Origin of the sequence: Luteimonas composti (assembly GCF_042678665.1) — a bacterium.
Classification (GTDB): Bacteria; Pseudomonadota; Gammaproteobacteria; order Xanthomonadales; family Xanthomonadaceae; genus Luteimonas; species Luteimonas composti.
The window spans coordinates 451,357-475,902 of the sequence record NZ_JBHTKU010000002.1 but is presented as its reverse complement, the minus strand read 5'-3'; the positions used below and the strand labels follow the sequence as shown (position 1 = coordinate 475,902).

General features: G+C 72.4%; 25 protein-coding genes. 12 read left to right on the top strand and 13 right to left on the bottom strand.

The features are described 5' to 3' along the window. Positions 1-26 precede the first annotated feature (26 nt). Positions 27-503: a hypothetical protein gene (locus ACFQ2D_RS06715; protein WP_280943064.1), complete on the top strand. Its 477-nt coding sequence runs from the start codon at positions 27-29 to the stop codon at positions 501-503. 3 nt (positions 504-506) lie between these two features. On the opposite strand, the gene ACFQ2D_RS06710 is transcribed toward ACFQ2D_RS06715, so the two are convergent. From ACFQ2D_RS06710 to ACFQ2D_RS06695, 4 genes are all read right to left on the bottom strand, one after another. Continuing rightward, entirely contained in the window at positions 507-1,445 is a 939-nt protein-coding gene (locus tag ACFQ2D_RS06710; RefSeq protein ID WP_280943063.1) for an aspartate carbamoyltransferase catalytic subunit, read from the bottom strand. 69 nt (positions 1,446-1,514) lie between these two features. Further along, positions 1,515-1,973, bottom strand: coding sequence for a Holliday junction resolvase RuvX (ruvX, locus tag ACFQ2D_RS06705; RefSeq protein WP_280943062.1), 459 nt, complete (start codon positions 1,971-1,973; stop codon positions 1,515-1,517). Beyond that, a complete protein-coding gene (locus tag ACFQ2D_RS06700; protein ID WP_280943061.1) occupies positions 1,970-2,536 on the bottom strand; it encodes a YqgE/AlgH family protein in 567 nt (188 codons plus the stop codon). The genes ruvX and ACFQ2D_RS06700 overlap by 4 nt, the downstream gene beginning before the upstream one ends. A 72-nt stretch (positions 2,537-2,608) precedes the next feature. After that, complete coding sequence (locus tag ACFQ2D_RS06695; RefSeq protein WP_280943060.1) at positions 2,609-3,067, bottom strand: FKBP-type peptidyl-prolyl cis-trans isomerase; 459 nt, start codon at positions 3,065-3,067, stop codon at positions 2,609-2,611. A gap of 100 nt (positions 3,068-3,167) precedes the next feature. Here ACFQ2D_RS06695 and ACFQ2D_RS06690 point away from each other — a divergent pair, with 100 nt between their 5' ends. After that, a complete protein-coding gene (locus ACFQ2D_RS06690; protein WP_280943059.1) occupies positions 3,168-3,755 on the top strand; it encodes a DNA-3-methyladenine glycosylase I in 588 nt (195 codons plus the stop codon). 95 nt (positions 3,756-3,850) lie between these two features. Here the strand turns inward: ACFQ2D_RS06690 and ACFQ2D_RS06685 are convergent, their stop codons facing one another. Continuing rightward, positions 3,851-4,477 (bottom strand): superoxide dismutase, encoded by a 627-nt coding sequence (locus ACFQ2D_RS06685; protein WP_280943058.1) that lies wholly within the window; start codon positions 4,475-4,477, stop codon positions 3,851-3,853. Between the two features lie 134 nt (positions 4,478-4,611). Between ACFQ2D_RS06685 and prmA the strand changes: the two genes are divergently transcribed. The 6 genes from prmA to purD all read left to right on the top strand — a co-directional run bounded on the left by prmA (position 4,612) and on the right by purD (position 10,572). Then, positions 4,612-5,529, top strand: coding sequence for a 50S ribosomal protein L11 methyltransferase (gene prmA, locus ACFQ2D_RS06680; protein WP_280943057.1), 918 nt, complete (start codon positions 4,612-4,614; stop codon positions 5,527-5,529). A gap of 39 nt (positions 5,530-5,568) precedes the next feature. Next, complete coding sequence (locus tag ACFQ2D_RS06675) at positions 5,569-6,756, top strand: DUF3426 domain-containing protein (RefSeq protein ID WP_280943056.1); 1,188 nt, start codon at positions 5,569-5,571, stop codon at positions 6,754-6,756. Between the two features lie 109 nt (positions 6,757-6,865). Beyond that, on the top strand, positions 6,866-7,138 hold the full coding sequence (gene fis / locus ACFQ2D_RS06670; protein WP_280943055.1) for a DNA-binding transcriptional regulator Fis: 273 nt from the start codon (positions 6,866-6,868) through the stop codon (positions 7,136-7,138). A 57-nt stretch (positions 7,139-7,195) separates the two neighbouring features. Then, positions 7,196-8,782, top strand: a complete 1,587-nt coding sequence (gene purH / locus ACFQ2D_RS06665; RefSeq protein ID WP_280943054.1) for a bifunctional phosphoribosylaminoimidazolecarboxamide formyltransferase/IMP cyclohydrolase — start codon at positions 7,196-7,198, stop codon at positions 8,780-8,782. A gap of 16 nt (positions 8,783-8,798) precedes the next feature. After that, positions 8,799-9,203 (top strand): hypothetical protein, encoded by a 405-nt coding sequence (locus ACFQ2D_RS06660; protein WP_280943053.1) that lies wholly within the window; start codon positions 8,799-8,801, stop codon positions 9,201-9,203. A 61-nt stretch (positions 9,204-9,264) separates the two neighbouring features. Next, positions 9,265-10,572: a phosphoribosylamine--glycine ligase gene (purD, locus tag ACFQ2D_RS06655; protein ID WP_280943052.1), complete on the top strand. Its 1,308-nt coding sequence runs from the start codon at positions 9,265-9,267 to the stop codon at positions 10,570-10,572. 390 nt (positions 10,573-10,962) lie between these two features. Here the strand turns inward: purD and ACFQ2D_RS06650 are convergent, their stop codons facing one another. Both ACFQ2D_RS06650 and ygiD read right to left on the bottom strand, forming a co-directional pair. Then, positions 10,963-12,081 carry an NADH:flavin oxidoreductase/NADH oxidase gene (locus tag ACFQ2D_RS06650; protein WP_280943051.1) on the bottom strand — a complete coding sequence of 373 codons (1,119 nt, stop codon included), beginning with the start codon at positions 12,079-12,081 and terminating at the stop codon, positions 10,963-10,965. 134 nt (positions 12,082-12,215) lie between these two features. Next, positions 12,216-13,076, bottom strand: coding sequence for a 4,5-DOPA-extradiol-dioxygenase (gene ygiD / locus ACFQ2D_RS06645; RefSeq protein WP_280943050.1), 861 nt, complete (start codon positions 13,074-13,076; stop codon positions 12,216-12,218). A 167-nt stretch (positions 13,077-13,243) separates the two neighbouring features. Between ygiD and ACFQ2D_RS06640 the strand changes: the two genes are divergently transcribed. Further along, the gene (locus ACFQ2D_RS06640) at positions 13,244-15,184 is read left to right on the top strand and encodes an MFS transporter (RefSeq protein ID WP_280943049.1); all 1,941 of its coding nucleotides are present in this window, start codon (positions 13,244-13,246) and stop codon (positions 15,182-15,184) included. A 20-nt stretch (positions 15,185-15,204) separates the two neighbouring features. Here the strand turns inward: ACFQ2D_RS06640 and ACFQ2D_RS06635 are convergent, their stop codons facing one another. From ACFQ2D_RS06635 to ACFQ2D_RS06620, 4 genes are all read right to left on the bottom strand, one after another. Continuing rightward, positions 15,205-16,122: a cobalamin biosynthesis protein gene (locus ACFQ2D_RS06635; protein ID WP_280943048.1), complete on the bottom strand. Its 918-nt coding sequence runs from the start codon at positions 16,120-16,122 to the stop codon at positions 15,205-15,207. Positions 16,123-16,207: 85 nt separating this feature from the next. Next, a complete protein-coding gene (gene nudC, locus ACFQ2D_RS06630) occupies positions 16,208-17,104 on the bottom strand; it encodes an NAD(+) diphosphatase (RefSeq protein ID WP_280943047.1) in 897 nt (298 codons plus the stop codon). Between the two features lie 2 nt (positions 17,105-17,106). Further along, complete coding sequence (erpA, locus tag ACFQ2D_RS06625) at positions 17,107-17,469, bottom strand: iron-sulfur cluster insertion protein ErpA (RefSeq protein WP_280943046.1); 363 nt, start codon at positions 17,467-17,469, stop codon at positions 17,107-17,109. 57 nt (positions 17,470-17,526) lie between these two features. Then, a complete protein-coding gene (locus ACFQ2D_RS06620; RefSeq protein WP_280943045.1) occupies positions 17,527-18,237 on the bottom strand; it encodes a DUF6776 family protein in 711 nt (236 codons plus the stop codon). A 124-nt stretch (positions 18,238-18,361) separates the two neighbouring features. Here ACFQ2D_RS06620 and ACFQ2D_RS06615 point away from each other — a divergent pair, with 124 nt between their 5' ends. The 3 genes from ACFQ2D_RS06615 (at position 18,362) to ACFQ2D_RS06605 (ending at position 23,639) form a co-directional block, all read left to right on the top strand. After that, on the top strand, positions 18,362-18,943 hold the full coding sequence (locus tag ACFQ2D_RS06615) for a DUF4126 domain-containing protein (RefSeq protein ID WP_280943044.1): 582 nt from the start codon (positions 18,362-18,364) through the stop codon (positions 18,941-18,943). Positions 18,944-19,189: 246 nt separating this feature from the next. Then, entirely contained in the window at positions 19,190-21,013 is a 1,824-nt protein-coding gene (locus tag ACFQ2D_RS06610) for an EAL domain-containing protein (protein ID WP_280943043.1), read from the top strand. 10 nt (positions 21,014-21,023) lie between these two features. Continuing rightward, positions 21,024-23,639, top strand: coding sequence for a hybrid sensor histidine kinase/response regulator (locus ACFQ2D_RS06605; RefSeq protein WP_280943042.1), 2,616 nt, complete (start codon positions 21,024-21,026; stop codon positions 23,637-23,639). A gap of 16 nt (positions 23,640-23,655) precedes the next feature. Here the strand turns inward: ACFQ2D_RS06605 and bfr are convergent, their stop codons facing one another. Further along, positions 23,656-24,126 carry a bacterioferritin gene (gene bfr / locus ACFQ2D_RS06600; protein WP_280943041.1) on the bottom strand — a complete coding sequence of 157 codons (471 nt, stop codon included), beginning with the start codon at positions 24,124-24,126 and terminating at the stop codon, positions 23,656-23,658. Between the two features lie 159 nt (positions 24,127-24,285). Then, positions 24,286-24,495, bottom strand: coding sequence for a bacterioferritin-associated ferredoxin (locus tag ACFQ2D_RS06595; RefSeq protein ID WP_280943040.1), 210 nt, complete (start codon positions 24,493-24,495; stop codon positions 24,286-24,288). Between the last annotated feature and the right edge of the window lie 51 nt (positions 24,496-24,546).

Here is a 24,546-nt window from a genome sequence, read left to right as displayed (position 1 = left end):
CCCCCTTCCGCCATGGAGGCCGTCCGATGCGCATCCCTCCCCTCCTCGTCCATGCCGCGGCCGTGCTGGCGCTGGCGTCCGCGACGCCCGCCGGACAGGCCGGCGATGCCGACGCGGCTTTCTTCCAGCGCGCGCGCGTCGCCCAGTACGCCGTCCAGGGCGCGCAGGCCCCCGGGCCCGGCCACGAGGCGCTCGGCTTCTGGGCAGACGCGGCCGGCGCCACGCGCGTGCGCTACGCCTGGGGCGCGCGGCCGCGCGAGATCCCGCTGGCGGTCACGGATGCCGGCGACGGCGATTTCGCGCTGCGCTTCCCCAATGGCCTCGTGCTGGACGTGACCGTGCAGGACGACGCGTTGCGCGTGCGCGACCGCAGCGGCGGCTACGACAAACGCTTCGAATGGAAGTACGAGGGCCCGGTCGCGGGCCGCGGCACTGCCTGCGGCGCGTGCGTGGACGAGCCGGACGCGGCGGACTTCGTGCGCCGCCACTTCGCGGGACGCTAGGCCTCAGCGCGGCCCGAGCAGGGTCTCCAGCACGGCAGCCCGCACCGCCACGCCGTTGGCGACCTGGCGCAGGATCAGCGATTGCGGACCGTCGGCCACCGCGTCGGTGATCTCCACGCCGCGGTTGATCGGCCCCGGATGCAGTACGACCGCACCGGCGGCCGCACGCGCCAGCCGCTCCGGGGTCAGGCCGTAGTCGCGGTGGTAATCCTCCAGCGAACCCACCAGGCCCTCCTCCATGCGCTCGCGCTGCAGGCGCAGCATCATCACCGCGTCCACGCCCTCCAGCGCCGCGTCGAAGTCGTGGACCACTTCGCAGCCGGCAAGGGTGCCGTCGTCGGGCAGCAGCGTGGCCGGCCCGCAGACCCGGATCGCGCGGGCACCCAGGGTGCGCAGCGCGTGCAGGTCCGAGCGCGCCACGCGCGAATGCTTGACGTCGCCCACGATCAGGAAGCGGCGCGCGCCGAAATCCGCGCCGAGCGCCTGGCGCAGGGTCAGCATGTCCAGCAGGCCCTGGGTGGGATGGGCGCTGCGTCCGTCGCCGGCGTTGACCAGGGCCGTGCCGGGGCCCGCCGCCATCGCCAGGTCGGCCACCGCGCCGTCGCCGGAGTGGCGCACGATGAAGCCGCGCACGCCCATCGCCTCGATGTTCTGCAGGGTGTCGCGCGCGGTCTCGCCCTTGGTGGTGGACGAGGTGGCGGCGTCGAAGCCGAGCACGTCCGCGCCCAGGCGCTGCGCCGCGCGCTGGAAGCTCAGGCGGGTGCGGGTGGACGGCTCGAAGAACAGTGTGCAGACCGCGACACCGGCCAGCGCGCCGCGCGCGTCGGCGCCGTCGGCGAAGGCCTGCGCGCGGTCGAGCAGCGCCTCCAGCGCCGGTCGCGGCAGGCCATCGAGCGTGAGGAGGTGGACGAGGCGGCCTGCGGCATCGGTCTGTGCGGTCATGCCGCTATTGTCACGCAAGCGCCGGCACGGGACGAGATGGCAGACCGTCCACGCCGGCAGTCGGCGCGGCTACACCTCGGTCGCATCCCCGGGCGCGGCGAACCAGCGCTCGACGATGACCGCCGCAGCCACGGCGTCGAGCGCCACGGCATCGCGCCGGCGGCGGCGGCCCTCGGCGCGGTCGAGGGCGAAGCGCTGCGCGGCCTCGATCGAGCTGGCGCGCTCGTCCACCATCACCACCGGCAGGCCATAGCGCGCCTTGATCTCGACGGCGAAGGCGCGCGCGCGCTCGCGGATCGGCTGGTCGCCGCCGTCCAGGGTCATGGGATCGCCGACCACCAGGCCGTCGGGACGCCACTCCTTGTGGATCCGGTCGACCGCGGCCCAGTCCACCTGGCCGCCGTGCACGTCGATCACCGCCAGCGCGCGGGCACCGTGGCCGAAGGCGCTGCCGATGGCCACGCCGATGCGGCGGGCGCCCACGTCGAAGCCCAGCACCGTGCCGTCGGTACGGATCGGCCCGCTCATGCGTGACCCACGTGCCCCGCCATGCGCATCAGGTCCACGCCGATCTGGCCGGCGGCGGCCTGCCAGCGCTGGTCCAGCGGCAGGTCGAACAGGATCCCGGGCTGCGCCGGCGCGGTCAGCCAGCTGTTCTCGGCCAGCTCCTGCTCGAGCTGGCCTGCTCCCCACCCGGCGCAGCCCAGTGCCACCAGGGTGTGTTCGGGCCCCTCGCCGCGCGCGATGGCCTCCAGGATGTCGCGCGAGGTGGTCACCGACAGGCCGTCGGCGACCACCAGGGTCGAATCCCAGCCGCGGCCACCGTCGTGGAGCACGAAGCCGCGCTCGGGATGCACCGGGCCGCCGGCCAGCACGCGCTGCTCCAGCAGCGCCGGGTCCGCGGCCTCGATCTCCATCTGCCGCAGGATCTCCCCAAGCGTGTAGTCCGAGCTGCGGTTGACCACCACGCCCATCGCGCCGTCCGCGTCGTGCTGGCAGATCAGCGTGACGCTGCGCGCGAAGTGCGGGTCGGCCAGCGTCGGCAGGGCGACCAGCAGCTGGTTGGCGAAGAAGGCGGGGGCGGCGGGCATGCCGCATTCTAGGCCGATCGGGGTGAGGATGGCCTTCGCCCCGCGGCCGGTCCCTCCTCCGGCTCGCGGCGGTCAGCCCAGTCCGAACTGCTGCTCGTGCGGGGTCGCCAGGCGCACGTCGAGCACCTCGACCCGCGCCTCCACCGTGCGACCGGCCAGGGGATGGTTGCCGTCGACCGTGACGCTGTCGCCGTCGATCGCGACCACCACCACCTCCAGCGGCCCCTTCGCCGTCTGCGCCGAGAGTTTGCTGCCGACGCCGACTTCGCCGCGGGCCTGCAGATGCCCGCGCGGCAGGGTCTGCACCAGCGCCTCGTGGCGCGGCCCGAACCCGGCTTCGGGGGGAATGGTCACGCTGAAGCTGTCGCCGGGCGAACGGCCGGCCAGCGCCTGCTCCAGCCCCGGCATGATGCTCCCGGTGCCGTGCATGTAGACCAGTGGCTCGTGGTCGCGCGTGCTGGTGATCGGCTGGCCGTGCTCGTCGTGCAGGCTGAAGTGGACGGTGGCGATGCGGCGGTCGGCGATGTCCATGGCGCCCTTCCTGGGGGAATGGCCCCATGTTGGCGCGATGCCGAGTGGACGGGCAACCCCGTGGCGGCCTCCGCCCGCCCGTACCGGCTATGCTGCGGCCATGTCCAGCTACTGCGACGTGGCTCCCGGCCACCCCGTCCACGGGCCCTACCACGACAGCGAGTACGGCTTCCCGCAGCGCGACGAGGCGGCGCTGTTCGAACGCCTGGTGCTGGAAATCAACCAGGCCGGGCTGAGCTGGGAGACGATCCTGCGCAAGCGGGAGGGCTTCCGTCGCGCCTATCACGGCTTCGACGTCGATACCGTGGCGGCCTACGGCGAGGCCGACGTGGCGCGCCTGCTGTCGGACGCGGGCATCATCCGCAACCGCCTCAAGGTGGCCGCCGCGATCCACAACGCCGGGGTGGTGCGCGGCATGCGCGCCTCCCACGGCGGGTTCGCCGCGTGGCTCGACGCGCATGTCCGCGACGACGACGGCCGGCCGCGCGACAAGGCGGGCTGGGTGAAGCTGTTCAAGCGCACGTTCCGCTTCACCGGCGGCGAGATCACCGGCGAGTTCCTGATGAGCCTGGGCTACCTGCCCGGCGCGCACCGCGCCGACTGCCCGGTGATGGCGAAGATCGCCCGCGCGCAGGCAGTCGTTCCGGCCCGAGGCAGGTCTGGCGCCGCGAATCGCGGCAAGCGATAGCGCAAGGGTTCCCGCGGCGCGCAGCCAAGCGGACACCCCAAAAACGCACCGGGCCGCTTGCGCGGCCCGGGCGGTATCGCAACGAAGGCGGAGGATCAGCCCTTCACGGCTTCTTGGTAGCGGCGCTCGACCTCGTTCCAGTCGATCACGTTGTAGAACGCGCCGATGTAGTCCGGGCGACGGTTCTGGTACTTCAGGTAGTAGGCGTGCTCCCACACGTCCAGGCCGAGGATCGGGGTGTTGCCCGAGCCGATGCCCTTCATGAGCGGGTTGTCCTGGTTGGCGCTGCTCTCGACCGCGAGCTTGCCGGCCTTGTCCACGCTCAGCCACGCCCAGCCGGAGCCGAAGCGGGTCAGCGCGGCCTTGGTGAAGGCGTCCTTGAAGGCGTCGAAGCCGCCGAGGTCGCCGTCGATGCGCTTGGCCACTTCCCCGACCGGGTTGCCGCCGCCGTTGGGCGACATGACCGTCCAGAACAGCGAGTGGTTGGCGTGGCCGCCGGCGTTGTTGCGCAGCGGGCCGCGCTTGTCCTCGGGCAGCGCGTCGAGGTTGGCGATGATCTCCTCGGCCGACTTGTCCGCCCACTCGGTGCCTTCCAGCGCCGCATTGGCGTTGTTGATGTAGGTCTGGTGGTGCTTGGTGTGATGGATTTCCATCGTCTGCGCGTCGATGTGCGGTTCGAGCGCGTCGTAGGCGTAGGGCAGCTTGGGCAGGGTGAAGGCCACGGCGATCTCCATTCGGGTCGGGGACCGGTCATTGTGCCGCGCCGGGGGTCAAAACTCGATCACCGGGGCGCGATGCTGCTTTCCGTGGACGCCATGCCGCGGCCGGCCCGGCGACGCCCGGCTACACTGTGGCCATGCCCTTTCTCGAACTCAGCCTGCGCTGCCGCCGCTCCGAGCAGCCGCGCTACGAACACGCGCTGGAGGATGTCGGCGCGCTCGCCGTGACCATGCTCGACGCCGATGCCGAGACGCCCGACGAGCGCGCGATCCTGGAACCCGGCGTGGGCGAAACGCCGCTGTGGGACGAACTCTCGCTGAGCGCGCTGTTCCCGCACGATGCCGACGCCCTGCTGCTGCTCGCCGCGCTGGAGGCCTTCGATCCGGCGCTGGACTGGAGCGGCGCGGGCTTCCGCCGGGTCGAGGACGAGGACTGGGAGCGCGCCTGGATGGACCAGTACGTGCCGCTGCGCTTCGGCGCGCGCACCTTCATCGTGCCCTGGAACCAGGACCTGCCGGACGAGGCCCGCGCCGGCGACGCCGCCGTCGTGCGCCTGGACCCGGGCCTGGCCTTCGGCTCGGGCACCCATCCGACCACCTCGCTGTGCCTGCAGTGGCTCGATGCGCTGGCCGGCGAGGGCGCGCTGGCGGGCGCGACCGTGCTCGATTTCGGCTGCGGCAGCGGCATCCTCGCCCTGGCCGCGCTCAAGCTTGGCGCCGCCCGCGCGGTCGGCATCGACAACGATCCGCAGGCGCTCATCGCCACCCGCGACAATGCGGAGCGCAACGGGGTGGGCGAGGCGCTGGCGGTGTTCGAGCCCGGCGAGGCCCCACGCGAGACCTGCCCGGTGGTGGTCGCCAACATCCTGGCCTCGGCGCTCGATGCGCTGGCGCCGGAACTGGCCGCGCGCACCGCGCCCGGCGGACGCATCGCCCTGTCGGGCATCCTCGACGGCCAGCAGCACGACCTGCTGGCGCGGTTCGGGGAGTGGTTCGATGCGCTGACGGTGGCGCAGGAAGGCGACTGGATCCGCATCGACGGCGTGCGCCGCTGACCCGCACCGCGGCCTTTGCCTGCATGCTTGAATAGCGCCATGTTCATCAACTGCCGGCACTGCAACGCCCTGGTCGCCACCGATCCGGCCACCGACCTGCCGCCGGAGCGCTGCCCGCGCTGCGCGGGCGTGCTGCTCCTGCCCGCGGCGGCGAACGGCGCGGCGGCGAAGGCGACGCGTCCCGTGGTCGCGCAGGCGGCTCCGGCACGTGGCGAACCGCCGGCCGCGGCAGCGCCTGCTGCAGGACAGGACAGGTCCGGCGAGGTTCCGCTCGCCGCCCGCCTGGTCGTGCACGACCACGTACCCGCCGCGGACATGGCGCGCCCACGCACAGCCGAGGCAGAAGTCGCCCGACCTGCGTCCGTTTCCATTGCAACAGCGTCGGTCGTGGCCGATGCCCCCGTGCCCCCCGCGGGCGGCATAGCAGGACCTGCCGCCCCCGCAGGCGCGGGTGGGGACACGGCGACCGCCGAATCGTCCGCCGAACCGGACACCGTCGTCCCTGCGGCGTCGCAGGCCAAGCTGGAGCGTCCGGGGACGCCGGCCTCGCTCTACGCCTCCGCCGCGCCCGGGACGGCTGCGGATCCCGTACCGCGTGCACCCGCTCCCACTCCCGCGCCGGAATCTCCGTCTGCGGGCGACGCCACCGCGGTCGCGACGACCTCGCCGTCGCCGGACACCAGTGAGGCGCCCGCAGACGCTGCCGCAGTCACGCCGGCGCCGGCGTTCGGCGGTCGCCGCGGCACGCGGGCCGCCCGCAACCTCCGCGCCTGGCGGCAACCGGCGGCGCTGGCCGGCCTGCTCGTCCTGCTCGGCGTGCAGATCGTGCTGGCCGATCGCGAGCGCCTGGCCGCGGATGCGCAGTGGCGACCGCTGGTCAGCGGCCTGTGCGGCGTGCTGGGCTGCAGCGTGCCGCCATGGCGCGAACCGCAGGCCTTCGTCCTGCTCGCACGCGAAGTGCGGCCGCATCCGCAGCGCGCCGGCGTCCTGCGCGCGAGCGCGTCGTTCCGCAACGACGCGCGCTGGCCACAGCCCTGGCCGGAGCTGGCGCTCACCCTGTCCGACCTCGACGGCCGCGCGGTCGCCGCGCGCGTGTTCACTCCGGACGAATACCTGGGCGCCGCACCCGCATCGCCGCTGCTTGGCGCAGGACAGTCGGTGGACATCGCGCTGGACATCCAGGAGCCGTCGTCCGGGACCGTGTCCTATGCCTGGGACCTGCGTTAGACCATCGGCGCATGCGTTCGCATTGTCGGCTGCGACCGCGAGGCGCTAGACTCGGTCGCCCCGCGACAGCGCCGGCACCGCGCCGCGCCGCCCGGCACCGAGCGCAGCATTGAATACCGCAGAGCACATCGACCCCTCCATCCGCAGTGCGCCGCGCGCGCCGCTGCGCGAACACGTCGCCAATTCGGTGCGGCGTTACCTGGGCGACCTCAACGGCAGCGACGCCGACAACCTCTACCAGATCGCACTGCGCGAACTTGAGATCCCGTTGTTCCTGGAAGTGCTCGAGCACTGCGACGGCAACCAGAGCCGCGCGGCGACCATGCTCGGCATCCACCGCGCAACGTTGCGCAAGAAACTGCGCGAGTACGGCATCGGCTGAGCCGCCGCAGCGCGGGCGGCGGCTATAATTCCGCCTCTTTCCGCGCCACCCCCCGCCATGACCCACGACCTCCTGCCCGTGCGCCGGGCACTGCTGTCCGTGTCCGACAAGACCGGGCTGATCGACCTCGCCACCGCCCTGTCCAGCCGCGGGGTGGAGCTGCTGTCCACCGGCGGCACCGCGAAGGCGATCCGCGAGGCCGGCCTGCCGGTCAAGGACGTGAGCGAGGCCACCGGCTTCCCGGAAATGATGGACGGCCGGGTCAAGACCCTGCATCCGGTGGTGCACGGCGGCCTGCTGGGCCGCGCCGGCACCGACGACGCGGTGATGGCCGGGCACGGCATCGCCCCGATCGACCTGCTGGTGCTCAACCTGTATCCGTTCGAGCAGGTGACGGCGAAGGCCGACTGCACGCTCGCCGACGCGGTGGAGAACATCGACATCGGCGGCCCGGCGATGCTGCGCTCGGCGGCGAAGAACTTCGCCCGCGTCGCGGTCGCGACCTCGCCCGACCAGTACGCGGGCCTCGTGGCCGAACTCGAGGCCAACGACGGCAAGCTGTCGGCCGCGACGCGCTTCGCGCTCTCGGTCGCCGCCTTCAACCGGGTCGCCCAGTACGACGCCGCGATCAGCAACTACCTGTCCGCCATCACCGACGCGTCCGGCGAGGTGCCGCAGCGCGCGCCGTTCGCGGGCCAGGCCAACGGCAGCTTCGTCAAGGTGATGGACCTGCGCTACGGCGAGAACCCGCACCAGCAGGCCGCCTTCTATCGCGACCTGTCCCCGGCGCCCGGCTCGCTCGCCACCTTTACCCAGCTGCAGGGCAAGGAGCTGAGCTACAACAACATCGCCGACTCCGACGCGGCCTGGGAATGCGTGCGCCAGTTCGACGCGCCGGCCTGCGTGATCGTCAAGCACGCCAATCCCTGCGGCGTGGCCGTGGGCGCCGGCCCGGGCGAGGCGTACGAGCTGGCCTACGCCACCGACCCCACCAGCGCCTTCGGCGGCATCATCGCCTTCAACCGCAGGCTCGACGCGGACACCGCGAAGGTGATCCTCGACCGCCAGTTCGTCGAGGTGCTGCTGGCGCCGGACTACGACGACGGCGCGCTCGAATACGCGAAGAAGAAGGCCAACGTGCGCGTGCTGCGCATCCCGATGGCGCCGGTGTCCCCGGGCTTCATCGACACCAAGCGCGTGGGCTCGGGCCTGCTGATGCAGACCGCCGACGACCGCGTGGTCGCGCGCAACGAACTGAAGGTGGTGACGAAGCTGGCGCCGACCGAGGCGCAGTTCGCCGACCTGCTGTTCGCCTGGAAGGTGGCCAAGTTCGTGAAATCGAACGCGATCGTCTATGCGAAGGACAACCGCACGATTGGCGTGGGCGCCGGGCAGATGAGCCGCGTGTACTCGGCGCGCATCGCCGGGATCAAGGCGGTGGACGCCGGCCTGGTCGTGCCCGGATCGGTGATGGCGTCCGACGCCTTCTTCCCGTTCCGCGACGGCATCGACGCCGCCGCCGAAGCGGGCATCCAGGCGGTGATCCAGCCCGGCGGTTCGATGCGCGACAGCGAGGTAATCGCCGCGGCCGACGAGCACGGCATCGCCATGGTGTTCACCGGCGTGCGCCACTTCCGCCACTGATCCGGAGACCGCCGCGATGCGAGCGCTGCGCCTGATCGCCTGCTGCCTGCCGCTGGCCGTGGCCGCCTGCGGCCAGGACGGCGCCGCCCTGCGCCAGGCGCGCGACGCGCTGGCCACCGGCCTGCCCGAGCCCTACTTCGAAGATCTTGTCATCGAGGCGGTGCTGGTGGAGGGCGACGCCCTGGTGCAGCTGGTGCGCAGCCCCGAGGGCAGGGCCGAGGCGACCCGCCAGCATCCGCGCTTCCAGGAGCTGCGCGAGGCCGAGCAGGAGGCGCTGGTCGACCTGTGCGCGGTGCCGGCCATCGCACCGCTGGTGGCCACGGATGCGCGCCTGGTCCGCCGCTTCGTCGATCGCGAGGGCGGCGTGTTCTTCGAAGTCGAGATGCCCGCCGGCGACTGCGCGGACGCATCCGCCGGCTGATCCGGCCTCGCGGCCGTCCAGAACAATGCGCGGCGACGCCGCGCCCGTACAGGAGTGCAGCATGAAGGTCCTCGTCATCGGTTCCGGCGGTCGCGAGCATGCGCTGGCGTGGAAGCTGGCGCAGTCGCCGCGGGTGTCGGAAGTGATCGTCGCCCCGGGCAATGCCGGTACCGCGCGCGAGCCGCGCTGTCGCAATGCCGCGGTCAAGGTGGCCGACGTCGACGGCCTGCTGCAGCTGGCGCAGGACGAGGACGTGGCGCTGACCGTGGTCGGCCCGGAGGTGCCGCTGGTGGCCGGCGTGGTCGACCGTTTCCGCGCCGCGGGCCTGCGCATCTTCGGCCCCAGCGCCGCCGCCGCGCAGCTCGAAGGCAGCAAGGCCTTCGCCAAGGATTTCCTCGCCCGCCACGGCATTCCCACCGCCTTCTACGCGGTGCATACCGAGGTGGAGCCGGCGCTCGCCTACCTGCGCGAGAAGGGCGCACCGATCGTCGTCAAGGCCGACGGCCTGGCCGCGGGCAAGGGCGTGATCGTGGCGATGACGCTGGACGAGGCCGAGGCCGCGGTGCGCGACATGCTCGCGGGCAACGCGTTCGGCGATGCCGGCGCGCGCGTGGTGATCGAGGAATTCCTCGACGGCGAGGAAGCCAGCTTCATCTCCATGGTCGATGGCCGCAGCGCGCTGCCGATGGCCACGAGCCAGGACCACAAGCGCGTGGGCGATGGCGATACCGGCCCCAACACCGGCGGCATGGGCGCGTATTCGCCGGCGCCGGTGGTCACGCCCGAGGTGCACGCGCGGGTGATGCGCGAGATCGTCGAGCCGACGGTCGCAGGCATGGCCGCGGACGGCACGCCGTTCACCGGCTTTCTGTATGCCGGACTGATGATCGACGCCAGCGGCGCGCCAAAGGTGATCGAGTTCAACGTGCGCTTCGGCGATCCGGAAACGCAGCCGGTGATGCTGCGCCTGCAGTCGGACCTGCTCGACCTGGTCGAGGCGGCGCTGGACGGACGGCTGGACGAGGCCGAGGTGGTCTGGGATCCGCGTCCCTCGCTGGGCGTGGTGATGGCGGCCAGGCCCTATCCGGACGCGCCGGTCACCGGCGATGCGATCGCCGGACTGGAGGAAGGCGAGGGCGCGGACGATGGCCCGGTCGCGAAGGTCTTCCACGCCGGCACTACCCTGGATGCCGAGGGCCGCGTGGTCACCGCCGGCGGCCGCGTGCTCTGCGTCACCGCCCTGGGCGACACCGTGGCCGAGGCCCAGCGCCATGCCTACGCAGGCGTGGCCGCGATCTCCTGGGCGAACGAGTTCCACCGCAGCGACATCGGCTGGCGCGCGATCGCGCGCGAGCGCGGCGAAGGCTGAGCGGCTGGCCGGGTCCGGCTGCGCCTCCCCGCGCCACGCCTGACCGCGATCGCGCTTATACGCGACCGCGTTGACCGGATTCAACGCGTTGCCGCGCGTGCTCCACTGCACAAGCGCCAGCATCGGTGTCGGCACGGCAGAACCATCGTCATCCCCGCGAAGGCGGGATGACGGCCTCCGCAACCGTCCTGGATCTCCGTATCCGCCGGGATGACTCGATCTGCGCGCGTGGCCGCGGACTCGTTTCCCCGGATGCCCGCATGCGCGGAGCTGACCGGCCGGGCGCGATGGGAGCGCGCGCCCGGCACACTGGATCGCCGCCTTCGCGGGAATGACGGACTTGCTGGATTGAAGAAGGACGCGCCGCCAGCCGCAAGTACTCCGGCGTGCCTACCCCGCAGTCCCCTCGCCCATCACCAGCGTCCGACCCAACCCGTGCGGCGCGCTGCGCAGATACTGCGGCGGCGCGACGGCCTGCGCGCCCAGCGCCGCCGCCGCGTGCCACGGCCAGCGCGGGTCGTAGAGCATGCCGCGCGCCAGCGCCACCGCATCGGCCTTGCCTTCGGCCAGGATCGCCTCGGCCTGCTGCGGCTGCGTGATCAGCCCGACGGCGATCACCGGCATCTCCACCTCGCGCCGGATCGCCTCCGCGAACGGCACCTGGTAGCCCGGCGCCAGCGCGATCTTCTGCGCCGGATGCAGCCCGCCGCTGGACACATCCATGAAATGGCAGCCGCGCGCATCCAGCGCGCGCGCCAGGGCAATGCTCTGCTCCAGATCCCAGCCGCCCTCGACCCAGTCGGTGGCCGAGATGCGGATCCCCAGCGCGATCGACGGCGGCAGCTCGGCCGCGACCGCGTCGAACACGCGCAGCACCAGCCGCATGCGGTTCTCGAGGCTGCCGCCGTAGTCGTCGCTGCGCCGGTTGGACAGCGGCGACAGGAACTGGTGCAGCAGATAGCCGTGCGCGGCATGGATCTCCACCAGGTCCAGGCCCAGGCGCGCGGCACGCCGGGCGCTGTCGACGAAGCGCTGCACGATGGCGTCGATGCCGGCCGCATCCAGGGCTTCGGGCTGCGGATCGCCGTCGGCATAAGGGAGCGCCGAGGGCGCCAGCGTCTGCCAGCCGCGCGGCTGCGCTGGCGCGATCGCGGCACCGCCGTGTTCCCAGGGCCGATGGGTCGAGGCCTTGCGCCCCGCGTGGGCCAGCTGCACGCCGATGCGCGCCGGCGACCAGCGTCGCACGGTCGCCAGCGCAGCGGCAAAGGCCTGCTCGGTGGCATCGTCCCAGAGGCCGAGGTCGGCCCAGCTGATGCGCCCGCGTGGCTCCACCGCGGTCGCCTCCACCATCACCAGGCCTGCGCCCGACAGCGCCAGGTTCGCCCAGTGCTGGACGTGCCAGTCGCTGGCGCGGCCCTCGTCGGCCGAGTACTGGCACATCGGTGCGACCACGATCCGGTTGGGCAGGTGCAGCGGGCCGAGGTCGATCGGCGAGAACAGCAGGCTCATTGCAGCGGGTTGCTCCAGGAAAGGCTCGATATGGGAACTGGCTTGACGGCGTCGTGCCGCGCAAGCGGGAACCCACGCCTCCGGCGCGCAAGACCGGTCCGCAGCCGCCGGGACGGCGGACCAGCGACTCGGGCTCAGACGTTGGCGTCCTCGGGCGGCAACTCGGTGGCGATCGGGGCGGCGCCCTCGCCGTTCGCCGAGGCGGGCGGGCACTGCGCATCCAGCGAGTAGGCGGTCATCGACAGCGAGCCGTAGGCATAGCCCTCGACCAGGGTGACCGTGGGCCGCTGCGCCGCCGCGGCGAGCCCGGCCACATACAGCAGGGGCAGGAAATGGTCGGTGATCGGCACCGCCATGCGGTAGTCCGGATGCGCGGCCAGCGACGGGATCTCGTGCGGCGCCTCGCTCATCAGCTGCCGTGCGCGCTCGTCGAAGCGATGCGCCCAGTCGAAACCGGCGTCGTCCTGCGTCCAGTCGATCGCGCGCAGGTTGTGCACCACGTTGCCGCTGGCCACCACCAGGATGCCGCGCTCGCGCAGCCCGACCAGCCTCGCGCCCAGCTCGAGATGCCAGTCCAGCGGCTTGCGCGTATCCAGCGACAGCTGCACCACCGGGATGTCGGCATCGGGGAACGCATGCACCAGCACCGACCAGGTGCCGTGGTCCAGGCCCCAGCTGTCGACATCGGCGCCGACCCGGTCCGGCCTGGCCAGATCGGCCACTTCCTCCACCAGCTCCGGCAGCCCCGGCGCCGGGTACTGCACGTCGAACAGCGCCTGCGGGAAACCGAAGAAGTCGTGGATGGTGCGCGGACGCGGCATCGCCGTGACCGCCAGCATCGGCACGTACCAGTGCGCCGACACCGCCAGGATCGCCCGCGGCCGCGGCACGCCCGCACCGAACGCGCGCCAGGCCTCGGTATAGCGGTTGCGCTCGAGCGCGTTCATTGGCGAGCCGTGGCCGAGGAAGGCGGCGGGCATCAGCGGCGGCGACATGGCGGCTCCAGCGCTCGGGACTTGCCGCACTCTAGCAACGGCGCGTTCACGCGGCGTGGTGCATTGCGAAACGGAGCGTCCGCTCCGGCACATTCCCTCGCATCACGGCACCGGCATCCGCCGGCATGGCCTGGCGGCTACACTCGCCGCCAGCCCCGGGAGGCCGCATGGCGCCAGACTCCGAACCTCAGACCCGCGACCGCCACAGCCAGTTCGCCCTGCTGCGCCAGCGCCGCTTCCTGCCCTACTTCTCGGTACAGGCGCTGGGCGCGTTCAACGACAACGTCTACCGGCAAGCGATCATCGGGTTGCTGATCTTCCTCGGCGCCAGCACCGAGCAGCGCGGGCTGTATGCCATCGTCGCGCCGGCGATCTTCATCCTGCCCTACTTCCTGTTCTCGGCCATCGCCGGCCAGATCGCGGAGAAGCTGGAAAAGCAGCGCCTGATCGTGATCACCACCGCGATGGAGATCGCGATCATGTCGCTGGCCGCGGTGGGCTTCCTGCTGCAGGCGATGCCGCTGCTGCTGGTGGCGCTGTTCTGCACCGGCGTGCAGTCCACCCTGTTCGGGCCGGTGAAGTATTCGGTGCTGCCCTCGATCCTGAAGCCGGAGGAGCTCACCGGCGGCAATGGCCTGGTCGAGATGGGCACCTCGATCTCGATCCTGTGCGGCATGATCGCGGGCGGCCTGATCTTCCAGTTGGCCGGGACGTACGGACCGCAGGCGGCGGCGATCGCCATCGTGCTGCTCGCCATCCTGGGCAACGTGCTGGCGCGCATGATCCCGCGCATGGACGCGGGCGCGCCGGAGCTGAGGATCCGCTGGAACCCGATCCCCGAATCGATCGCGGTGCTGCGCATGGCCAAGCAGCAGCTGGCGGTGCGCAACGCCATCCTCGGCGTGTCTTGGTTCTGGTTCTTCGGCACGCTGCTGACCTCGCAGCTGCCCACCTATGCCGAACGGCACCTCGGCGGCGCGGCCGAATCGGCCACGCTGTACGTGTTCGTGCTGGCGCTGTTCTCGATCGGCACCGGGGCAGGCTCGCTGCTGTGCGAGAAGCTGTCCGCACGCACGGTGGAGATCGGCCTGGTGCCGATGGGCGCACTGGGCATGAGCGCGTTCCTGCTGGACCTGTATTTCGCGCGCCCGGGCCTGGCGCCGGCAGGCGGACTGACCGTCGCGGAATTCCTGCGCCAGGACGGCAGCGTGCGCATCGTGATCGACCTGCTCGGCATCGGGTTGTCGACCGGCATCTTCGTGGTGCCGCTGTTCGCGCTGATCCAGAGCCGCACGCCGTCATCGCAGATGGCGCGCGTGTTCGCCGCGCTCAACATCCAGAATTCGGGCTTCATCGTGCTGGCCGCCGTGGCCGGCCTGGTGCTGCAGGGCTGGCTCGGATGGAGCGGCCCGCAGCTGTTCCTCGCGCTGGCGATCGCCAACGCGCTGGTGGCGATCTGGATCTTCAGCATCGTGCCCGAGTTCTTCATGCGCTTCGTCAGCTGGCTGATGGTGCGCGCCCTGTACCGGCTCGAGCTGCACGGTATCGAGCAGCACGTGCCCGACGAAGGCGCCGGGCTGATCGTGTGCAACCACGTCAGTTACATGGACGCACTGATCCTGTCGGCGACCATCCCGCGGCCGGTGCGCTTCGTCATGTACTGGAAGATCTTCGACATCCCGGTGATGCGCTGGATCTTCCGCAACGCGCGCGCGATCCCGATCGCCGGCGCGCGCGAGAACCCCGAGCTGATGCAGCGCGCCTTCGACGCGATCGACGCGGCGCTGGCCGAGGGCGAACTGGTCGGCATCTTCCCGGAAGGCGCGCTGACGAGCGACGGCGAGATCGCGGCCTTCAAGTCGGGCGTGGAGAAGATCCTCGCCCGCGCCGCAGCGCGCGGCCAGGTGGTGCCGGTGGTGCCGATGGCGCTGCGCGGCATGTGGGACAGCATGTGGAGCCGGCGCGATTCGCGGCTGGGGCGGATGCGCGTGCCGCGCCGGTTCCGCGCGCGGATCGCGGTGGCGGCCGAGGCACCGGTCCTCGATCCCGCGGTAACGGCCGGCACACTGGAGGCGAAGGTGCGGGCGCTGCGCGGCGATGCGGCCTGAAGCGACGGGGTCGACTGCGGCTAGCTGACCCAGCCGGCCACGACGAACAGCGCCAGCAGGGCCAGCCACAGCGCGAGCGCGCGCCACACCAGGCCCATGGCCTCGCGCAGCTCGGGCATCGGACCCAGCTCGCGCACCAGGGCGCTGCCACTGGCCACGCCGGCGCCGGCGAAATCCTCGGCCTCGTCGGCGACGCCGCCGCGCACGCTGGCGCGGCCCGCGGCGGCGAGGAAACCGGCATCGGCGCGCAGCGAAGCGCCGCCCGCCTCCTTCCATGCGTAGGCGACGTCCTCGAAGTTGCCGACCAGGGCCAGCGACAGCGTCATCAGCTGCGCGACCGGCCAGTCGACCACGCGCAGCAGCGCCTGCGCTCCCGCTACCAGGCGCGGCGGCAGGCTGGCGGCGAACTCGCCCTCGGCCAGGATCGCCAGCAGGCGGTAGCCCAGCGCGCCGAACGGCCCCAGCAGCAGGAACCAGAGCAGCACCGCGAACCAGCGCCGCAGCGCGCAAGCGAACACCGCGCCCACGAGGGCCGGCGCATCCAGCCGCACCTGTCCGCGCTGCAGCGGCGGCCACAGCCAAGCGGCGGCGGCGTGGCGCTCGTCGCCGCTGGTCGCGTCCAGCACCGCCTCGACGTCGTGGTCGAGGTTGCGCGGCCCCCAGGCGACGAACAGCACGGCGATGCCCAGCAGCAGCGAGGGCAGGCCCAGCCAATGTCCGTCCAGCAGCAGCTGCAGCGCGCCGATCGCGAGCAGCGGCGGCAGCAGCGCGATCGCGACCCCGGCGGCCCCGCGCCACAGGGCGGAATCGCCGAAGCGGCGGTCGAGCCATTGCAGCCAGCGCCCGAACCAGGCCTGTCCACGCAGCGACCCCGCGCCGTCGTGCACGAGATGGCCCAGCGCCAGCGCAACGACGACCGCGAGCAGGGTGGCGAACATGGGCCGATTCTAGGTGCCGCCGCGACCGGCGGCGAGCCATGTGTCGAGAGGCCGTCCGCGCGGCGGGGCGGCCGGCCGCAGGGGCTCAGCCGGTGGGAAGCGCCCGGCCCTGCCGCGCATACCAGTCCTCGACCAGCCAGCGCGAGATCGACAGGCGCGGCGACAGCAGCAGGCCGGACTCGCGGGTCTCGCCGCGCAGCGCGGCGCCGACCTCCTCGCGGGTGAACCAGCGCGCGTCCTCGAGTTCGTCGTCCGCGGGGACCGGCTCGTCGGGTTCGGCCTCGGCGCGGAAGCCGAGCATCAGCGACGACGGGAACGGCCATGGCTGGCAGCCCAGGTAGCGGCAGCTGCGCACCCGTACCGCCGATTCCTCGAACACCTCGCGCGCCACGGTCTGCTCGAGCGTCTCGCCCGGTTCGACGAAGCCGGCCAGCGTGGAATAGCGACGCGGCGGCCAGCCGGCCTGGCGCCCCAGCAACAGGCGCGCGCCGTCGCTCACCGCCACGATCACTGCAGGATCGGTGCGCGGGTAGTGCTCCAGGCCGCAGCCGTCGCAGTGCCCCAGCCAACCCGCGCGCCCGTAGCGCAGCGCGCCGCCGCAGGCGCCGCAGTAGCGGTGGCGCGCGCGCCAGTGCAGCACCGCGCGCGCTTGGGCGAACGCGGTGGCCTCCATCGCCGGCCAGGCCGCCGCCGCGGTGCGCAGGTCCACGCGCGGTCCGTCGCGGTCGTCGACCGCCGCGAACCAGGCCTGGCCCTCGCGCAGGCCCAGCAGCACCGCGTCGCCGCGCAGGTCCGGCCGCTGCGCGCCGTGCAGCGGCAGCGGCCCGCGCTCGGCGTCGCCCAGCGCGCGGCCTTCGCCGTCGAGCAGCAGCAGCCGCGCCGCGGGCCACAGCGCGGCCCGCCGGTCGGGCGCGTTTCGCAGGTGTTCGGCGCGGTCCAGGCCGCCGTCGATGAAGGCGAACGGCGACGCGCCGGCGTCCATGTTCAGACGGTGAACGAGGACCCGCAGCCGCAGGTCGACTTGGCGTTCGGATTGCGGATCGTGAACTGCGCGCCGTGCAGGCTCTCGGTGTAGTCCACCGAAGCGCCCATCAGGTACTGCAGGCTCAACGGATCAACCACCAGGGTCACGCCCTCGGTGGTGATCGCCAGGTCGTCCTCGGCCTGCTGCTCGTCGAACTCGAAGCCATACTGGAAGCCCGAGCAGCCGCCGCCCTGGATGTAGACGCGCAGCTTGAGCGCCGGATTGCCCTCCTCGGCGATCAGCTCGCGCACCTTGCCGGCCGCGGCCGGGGTGAAATCGAGCGGGCGTTGCAGCGAGAGGTAGTCGGGGGCGGCCTGTTCCATCCGGTCAGGATGGGGCGCGGGAGGGTCGACTTCAAGCGCGTGGCGCGGATGCAGCGTTCAGCCGGCTGCGGGGCGCGCCACCTCGTCCCAGGGCAGGGTCTGTTCGACCGCCGCGCCCGAGGAAGGCGCCAGCCGTGCGCGGATGCGCAGCGGCACGAAGCCCGGCGGCAGCACGATCTCGCCCTCCACCTGCTGGAAGTACTTGAACGAGTACTCGACGCCGGTGGCATCGGGATCCTGGCGCAGCGCCGCCCAGGGCAGCGTCTCCAGGCGGCCGTCGCGGGTGCCCTCGACCGACAGGCTGAGCCGGCCGCTGCTGACCGCGCCGCGGTTGAGGTTCTGGGTCAGGGTGGCGGTGTAGTGCCAGGCCTGGCCACCGCGCGGGGTCAGCGCCAGTTCGTGCACGGTCAGCCCGCGTCGCTGCGCGGTCGAGCCGACAAAGCGCTCGTAGAAGGCCACGTCCGCGCGCAGCGCCGCGATCTCCTCGTCGCGCTCGGCCAAGGTGGCCTGCAGGTCGCGGTTGGCCTCGCGGCTGATCTGGTCGGAGCGGCTCAGCGTGGTCACCTGCTGCTCCAGCGCCTCGACCTGGGCCTGGTCGGCCGGCGTGCCCGGCGCCGGGCCGATCACCACCTGCCAGACGCCCCACAGTCCGAACGCCAGCGCCGCCACGAACACGCCCAGCAGCGCGTAGGAAGCGCCGCGGACGTGCGCCGGCACCACCGCGGGCGCTGGCGTGCCCTCGCCCGGGCTGGAAGGGATTCCGCTCATCGGGTCCGGTATATCGGCGCCGCCGCCGCTGCGTCAAGGCGCGCCGCCCTATACTCGGCCGGCCGGGCGCCACGGCGCGCGGCGCCGTTCAGCCGCTCGCCGGCTTTGTCGCGAGGAGTCCGCCATGACCGAGGCCCACCTGTTCGCCGTCGGCGTCCTGCTGGCCTGGCTGGCCGGCATCCGCGCCTACCTCACCGTGTTCGGGGTCGGCGTGGCCGGCGCGCTGGGCTGGCTCGACCTGCCGCCCGCCCTGGAAGCCACCACCTCGCCCTGGGTGCTGGGGGTCTCCGGCGCGCTGGCGCTGGCCGAATTCCTGGCCGACAAGATCCCGGGCATCGATTCGGCTTGGGACCTGCTGCAGACCCTGGCTCGGGTGCCCGCCGGCGCGTTCCTGGCCGCGGCCACGCTCTCGTCCGATGGCGAGCTGGGCGCCGGCATGCTCGCCACGGGCGCCGGCGTCGCGCTCGCCAGCCATGCGGTGAAGGCCGGCTCGCGCGCCCTGCTCAACACCTCGCCCGAGCCGGTCAGCAACTGGACGGCTTCGGCGACCGAGGACGCGGTGGTGGTCGGCGCGCTGGCGCTGGCCTGGTCCTATCCGTGGCTGGTGCTGGCGGTGGTGGTCGGGATCGGCCTCGGGCTGGCGCTGCTGCTGTGGTGGGTCTGGCGCAGGCTGTTCCGGCGCGCGCCGCGCCCGGTGCCCGGCTGAGCCGACGGTCACGCTTCGGGCATCGGCCGCGCAACCGTCGCCCGCGCCTGCACGCGCAGGCCAGGAACGCATGGGATAGTCGCCGGGCCGGGCAGTGGCGATAATGCCGGCAACAGGGGGATTTCCGCATGGACCACGTGGCCGCGCCGACGCGCCCGTCGAAGCCGACGCCGCCGCCAGCGCCTGCGCGCGCTGCGTGCGCGTCCGCGGTTGCCCCTGCGCAGGCTTTGCGGCAAGGTTCCGGCGGTGTCTGACGCCGACAATCGCCAACGCGCGGAGTTTCCGCCGACCGGGTTCTGGCGCCGCTGGTGCGCCGATGCCGCGCCGGCGGAACTGCCGCGCGTGGATGCGCCCGCCACCGCAGTCGAACTGACCCCCGCGCCGGCGCAGGCGCCGGCCGTATCCGGTCGCGACGTCGCGCCGGCCTACCGCGTGCTGGTGGTCGAGGACGATCCCAGCCAGGCCCTGTTCGCCGAGAGCGTGCTCAACGGCGCCGGCATGGAGGCGCGCGTGGTCGCCGTCACCAGCGAGGTGATGGACGCGATGCAGTCGCTGCGCCCGGACCTGGTGCTGATGGACCTGCACATGCCCGGCCTCGACGGCGTGGAACTGACCACGCTGATCCGCCGCCATCCCGACTTCGCGATGACGCCGGTGGTGTTCCTCACCGGCGACGAGGACCCCGAGCGCCGCTTCGAGGTGCTGGACGTGGGCGCGGACGATTTCCTGCGCAAGCCGGTGCGCCCGCGCCACCTGGTCTCGGCGGTGCAGAGCCGGATCCTGCGCGCGCGCATGCTGCAGGCGGCGGGCAGCGGCGCCCGCCATCCGGCGACCGGCCTGCATACCCGCCCGCAGATGCTGCAGCTGCTGACCACGAGCGTCCCCGGGGCGACGTCGGGCGCGGCGCTGTTCGTGGAGATCGCCGGCACCGCCGCCCTGCGCGACCGCTTCGGCTACGCGGCGCTGGAGGAACTGCTGACCGAAGCGGGGCGCCGCCTGGCCGCGATCTGCGACGGCCACGCCGCCTCGCGGCTGAACGACAACACGTTCCTGGTCTTCGCCACCGGGGTTTCCGGCGCGGCCCTGCCGCCGCTGGCGCGGCAACTGCGCGACGGCTTCGGCGAGCACCCGTTCCAGGTCGGCGGCGAGCGCCTGCGGCTGCGCGCCGTGGTCGGCTACGCCGACCTGTCGCAGGGCTTCGAGGACGCGGGCGCGGCCCTGTCCGCCGCCGAGGAGGCGCTGCGCGCGGCGCGCGCGCATCCGCATGGCGTGGCGGCCTGGACGCGACCGGTCTCGGCCCAGGACCGCGAACTGGCGGCGGTCGAACAGGCGCTGCGCGACGCGCTCGCCTCGGGCAGCCTGCTGGCGGCGTTCCAGCCGATCGTGGCGGTGGCCGGCGGCGACGAGGCGCAATACCAGGTGCTGCTGCGCCTGCGCGGCGGCGGCGGCGAACTGCATCCGGCCGGTCGCGTGCTGCAGGCGGCCAGCCGCATCGGCGCCACCCTGCAGGTGGACCGGCGCATGGCCGAGATCGCGATCGGCGCGCTGCGCCGCCAGCGCGAGGAACAGCGCGCGCTGCGCCTGTTCGTCACCCAGTCGCCGTCCACCCTGGCCCACGACGGCCACGCGCAGTGGCTGCTGCAAACCCTGGCCGACGCGGGCGTGGACGGCGCGTCGCTGGTGATCGACGTGCGCCAGGAGGATGCGCTGGTGCATGCGCTGTCGCTGCAGGAGTTCTGCAGCGCGATGGTCTCGGCCGGCGTGCAGCTGTGCCTGAGCCAGTACTGCCACGGTCCCGAGGCCAATGCCCTGCTCGGCCAGCTGCCGCTGGGCTACGTGCGCCTGGATTCGCGCTACTCGCGCAACCTCGACGACACCGCGGTGCGCGACGAGATGCGCGCGGCCATCGATTACGCCCATCGCATGGGCCTGCAGGTGATCGGCCAGCAGGTCGAGGACGCGCAATCGGCGGCCACGCTGTGGATGACCGGCGTCGACTTCATCCAGGGCAACCTGGTGCAGCGCCCGGCCGGCGACCTGCAGTTCGATTTCCACACCTCGGTGCTGTAGGGGGACCGGGATGCCGCTGATCAGCAACGCCCGTCCTTCGACCGCCATGCTGCGCTGGTTCACCCTCGGCGCCGCCGGCGGCGCGGCCCTGAGCCTGGTCCTGCACGTGCTGGGCATGGAGGGTCCGTGGCAGGGATTCGCGCTGGTGCTGGCGCTGCTGGCGGTGTTCGCCTCGATCGCGGTGTTCTACAACCTGCGCACGCGCGACGCCGAGCTGCGCGAGGCCGCCGAGCGCACCCAGCGCGACGAGGCGGTGCTGGCCGAGCTGCACCGCGAGCTCGAACGCCACGCGCAGCTGGAACAGGAGCTGCGCCTGGCCAAGCAGGCGGCCGAATCGGCGGTGATGGCCAAGGGCGAGTTCCTGGCCACGATGAGCCACGAGATCCGCACGCCGCTCAACGGCATCGTGCCGATGCTGGACCTGCTGATGCACGCGCGGCTGGCGGCCGACCACGCCGAACTCGTGCGTACCGCCTACCTGTCCTCGCAGCAGATGCTGCGCATCGTCGACGACATCCTCGACTACTCCAAGCTCGAGGCCGACAAGCTCGAACTCGAGACCACCGCGTTCAACCTGCGCGAGGTGGCCGAAGGCGTGCTGCAGCTGATGGAGCGCCCGGCGCAGAGCAAGGGCCTGCGCATGCACATGCAGATCGAGCCGGGCGTGCGCCTGCCGGTGCGCGGCGACCCGGTTCGGCTGCGCCAGGTGCTGGGCAACCTGGTCAGCAACGCGGTCAAGTTCACCGAGCGCGGTTCGGTCACGCTCACGCTGCGCCGGCTGGGCGAGACGCCGAGCCAGCACCAGCTGCGCTTCGAGGTCCGCGATACCGGCGTGGGCATCTCGCAGGCCGCGCAGGGCCGGTTGTTCCAGGCTTTCAGCCAGGCCGACGCCTCGACCACGCGCCTGTACGGCGGCACCGGACTGGGCCTGGCGATTTCCAAGCGCATCGTGGACCTGATGGGAGGACGCATCGGCGTGGAGTCCGAACCGGGACTCGGCGCGACGTTCTGGTTCGAGATTCCGCTGCTCAAGGTGCAGGGCGACATGCAAGCCGAAGAGACCAATCCGCAGGGAGGCCGGTTGCTGCTGCTGAGCGGGGATCCGCGCCTGCGCCTGCGCCTGAGCATGCTGCTGCCCAACTGGGGCCTGCGCGTGACTTCGGTGGAAACCACGCAGGAAGCGCTGGACCGGTTGCGCAACGCCGCCAACCAGGGCCCGCCCTGGGCCTACTCCATCGTGCTGGCCGACCTCGCGGGCATGCGCAACACCGCGCTGGCGCTGCATCGCAACCTCGGCCGGCAGAGCGTGTACGGCGAGCTGCGCCTGGTCTGCCTGTACGGCGACGATCCGATTCCCGACGAACTGCAGCGCAGCACCACCCTGCTCAGCCGCCAGGCGCCCGACGCCAGCCTGCGTTCGGCCCTGCTCGAGGCGCCGTCCGACAGCGCGGCCCCGGCCGAAGCGCCCGCAGCGCCGGACAGCGCGCCGGCGCCCGTCGCCGCGAAGCCCGATCCGGACCGGCTGGCGCTGCGCAAGCCACGGGTCCTGCTGGTCGAGGACAACCCGGTCAACCTGATGGTCGGACAGCGCCTGCTCGGCGTGCTCGGCATCACCTGCGACACCGCCAGCAACGGCGAGGCCGCGCTGCTGCGCATGTCGGCCTCGCGCTACGACGTGGTGCTGATGGACTGCCAGATGCCGGTGATGGACGGCTACACCGCCACCCGCCGCTGGCGCGAGAACGAGGAAGCCAGCGGCGACGGCCGCCGCCTGCCGATCATCGCCATGACCGCGAACGCGATGGCCGGCGACCGCCAGAAGTGCCTGGACGCGGGCATGGACGACTACCTGCCCAAGCCGGTGACGCGCAGCGAGCTCGAACGCTGCCTGCATCGCTGGTGGGATCCGGAACACGTGGCGGTGCCGGCGGAGTTCGCCGGGATCGGCGAGCCCGACGCGATGCCCGAGGCGGTCGCGACCAGCCTGGATGCCCAGCTGCTGGGGCTGCCGACCGAAGACGCACCCGCGCAGGCGTCCGGGCCGGTCGCGACTCCGATTCAAACGCCCGCATCTGCGCCGCCGGTGGAGCCGCCGCCGCCCGCCGCCCCCGTGCCGGAAACCGCATCCGCCGCACCGGTCGCGGCAGCCGACCCGGTCGCCGCAGTTGCATCGGTCGCCACCCCGCCGCCTGCCCGTCCCGAGCCGGCGGCCGCCGCGGCGGCTCCGGCGCCGGCCGAGTCCGCGATGCCCGCCCCCCCGAAGCCGGCACGGGCGCTGGCGCCGGTGCTCGATCCGAGCATCCTCGACGACCTGCAGGCCATGCTCGGCGACGAGGTCGAGCGCCTGGTCGATGTGTTCCTGGACGACACGCCGCGCCTGGTCAGGGCGCTGGAACACGCGGCCGCGGGTCCGGACTACGACGCCCTGCGCGAGGCCGCGCATTCGCTGAAGTCGTCGGCCGCCAACCTCGGCGCGATGTCGCTGTCGGCCGCGGCCAAGCGCGTCGAACTGGCCGCGCGCGAACGCTCGCTCGAGCGGCCAGCCGTGGCGGTGGCGCTGATCGCCAACGAGTTCGCGCGCGCCCGCCAGCAGCTGCTGGCGCGGCGCACGACCCAGCAGGCCTGAGCCGCGAACGGGCGGCTCAGTCCTCGAGCTTGCTCTGCAGGTAGTTCTGCTCGCCGATCCGCTCGACCAGGTCGAGCTGGGTCTCCAGCCAGTCCACGTGCTCTTCCTCGTTGGCGAGGATGTCGGCGAACAGCTTGCGGCTGACGTAGTCGCCGACGCTCTCGCAGTGGGCGATCGCCTCGCGCAGCAGCGGGATGCCTTCCAGTTCGAGCGCCAGGTCGCAGCGCAGGATCTCGATCGGGTTCTCGCCGATCTTCAGCTTGCCCAGCGCCTGGAAGTTGGGCAGCCCCTCGAGGAACAGGATGCGCTCGGACAGCACGTCGGCGTGCTTCATCTCGTCGATCGATTCCTCGTACTCGTGCTTGGCCAGTTCCTCCAGGCCCCAGTTCTTCAGCATCTTGGCGTGCAGGAAGTACTGGTTGATCGCGGTCAGCTCGTTGTAGAGCGCCTTGTTGAGGTACTGGATGACCTGGGCGTCGCCTTTCATGGGCATGCTTCCTGCGGCGTGGACAGGCGCACTCTAGCGCCGCGGGCGAGGCGATGGCGGAACGGGAATAGTGTGCATTCCGATCCGCGACAGGGCGAGGCTCCCGCCGCGCCGACGCGCGGACGCCGGGTCGCTGGTACGGCGGTCGGGCCGCCGGGATCAGGCCGCGCGCGCGACCAGCGGCAGTTCGACCAGCGGGCCCCTGGCGGGGCGGGCCTCTTCGAGCAGGGCGCTCGCGGTTTCCACGCAGGTGCCGCAGCAGGCGCCGGCGCCGGTGCGCATCGTCAGTTCCGACATCGAACCGCAGCCCGCCTCGGCGGCGCGGCGGATGTCCTGGTCGGTGATGCCATTGCAGATGCAGACGTACACGGCGCGAACCCGCTGGAGCAGGCCGCCATTGCGCCACACATGAGAATGATT

Bases quoted from the DNA above. Each gene is read 5' to 3' on its own strand.
- ACFQ2D_RS06690 (WP_280943059.1), top strand. From the start codon at position 3,168: ATGTCCAGCTACTGCGACGTGGCTCCCGGCCACCCCGTCCACGGGCCC.
- ACFQ2D_RS06620 (WP_280943045.1), bottom strand. From the start codon at position 18,237: ATGAGCGGAATCCCTTCCAGCCCGGGCGAGGGCACGCCAGCGCCCGCG.
- ACFQ2D_RS06615 (WP_280943044.1), top strand. From the start codon at position 18,362: ATGACCGAGGCCCACCTGTTCGCCGTCGGCGTCCTGCTGGCCTGGCTG.
- ACFQ2D_RS06650 (WP_280943051.1), bottom strand. From the start codon at position 12,081: ATGAGCCTGCTGTTCTCGCCGATCGACCTCGGCCCGCTGCACCTGCCC.
- nudC (WP_280943047.1), bottom strand. From the start codon at position 17,104: ATGGACGCCGGCGCGTCGCCGTTCGCCTTCATCGACGGCGGCCTGGAC.
- purD (WP_280943052.1), top strand. From the start codon at position 9,265: ATGAAGGTCCTCGTCATCGGTTCCGGCGGTCGCGAGCATGCGCTGGCG.
- ACFQ2D_RS06605 (WP_280943042.1), top strand. From the start codon at position 21,024: ATGCCGCTGATCAGCAACGCCCGTCCTTCGACCGCCATGCTGCGCTGG.
- ACFQ2D_RS06695 (WP_280943060.1), bottom strand. From the start codon at position 3,067: ATGGACATCGCCGACCGCCGCATCGCCACCGTCCACTTCAGCCTGCAC.
- ygiD (WP_280943050.1), bottom strand. From the start codon at position 13,076: ATGTCGCCGCCGCTGATGCCCGCCGCCTTCCTCGGCCACGGCTCGCCA.
- prmA (WP_280943057.1), top strand. From the start codon at position 4,612: ATGCCCTTTCTCGAACTCAGCCTGCGCTGCCGCCGCTCCGAGCAGCCG.
- ACFQ2D_RS06700 (WP_280943061.1), bottom strand. From the start codon at position 2,536: ATGCCCGCCGCCCCCGCCTTCTTCGCCAACCAGCTGCTGGTCGCCCTG.
- ACFQ2D_RS06710 (WP_280943063.1), bottom strand. From the start codon at position 1,445: ATGACCGCACAGACCGATGCCGCAGGCCGCCTCGTCCACCTCCTCACG.
- ACFQ2D_RS06660 (WP_280943053.1), top strand. From the start codon at position 8,799: ATGCGAGCGCTGCGCCTGATCGCCTGCTGCCTGCCGCTGGCCGTGGCC.
- purH (WP_280943054.1), top strand. From the start codon at position 7,196: ATGACCCACGACCTCCTGCCCGTGCGCCGGGCACTGCTGTCCGTGTCC.
- ACFQ2D_RS06675 (WP_280943056.1), top strand. From the start codon at position 5,569: ATGTTCATCAACTGCCGGCACTGCAACGCCCTGGTCGCCACCGATCCG.
- ACFQ2D_RS06715 (WP_280943064.1), top strand. From the start codon at position 27: ATGCGCATCCCTCCCCTCCTCGTCCATGCCGCGGCCGTGCTGGCGCTG.
- erpA (WP_280943046.1), bottom strand. From the start codon at position 17,469: ATGGAACAGGCCGCCCCCGACTACCTCTCGCTGCAACGCCCGCTCGAT.
- ruvX (WP_280943062.1), bottom strand. From the start codon at position 1,973: ATGAGCGGGCCGATCCGTACCGACGGCACGGTGCTGGGCTTCGACGTG.
- bfr (WP_280943041.1), bottom strand. From the start codon at position 24,126: ATGAAAGGCGACGCCCAGGTCATCCAGTACCTCAACAAGGCGCTCTAC.
- ACFQ2D_RS06640 (WP_280943049.1), top strand. From the start codon at position 13,244: ATGGCGCCAGACTCCGAACCTCAGACCCGCGACCGCCACAGCCAGTTC.
- ACFQ2D_RS06635 (WP_280943048.1), bottom strand. From the start codon at position 16,122: ATGTTCGCCACCCTGCTCGCGGTCGTCGTTGCGCTGGCGCTGGGCCAT.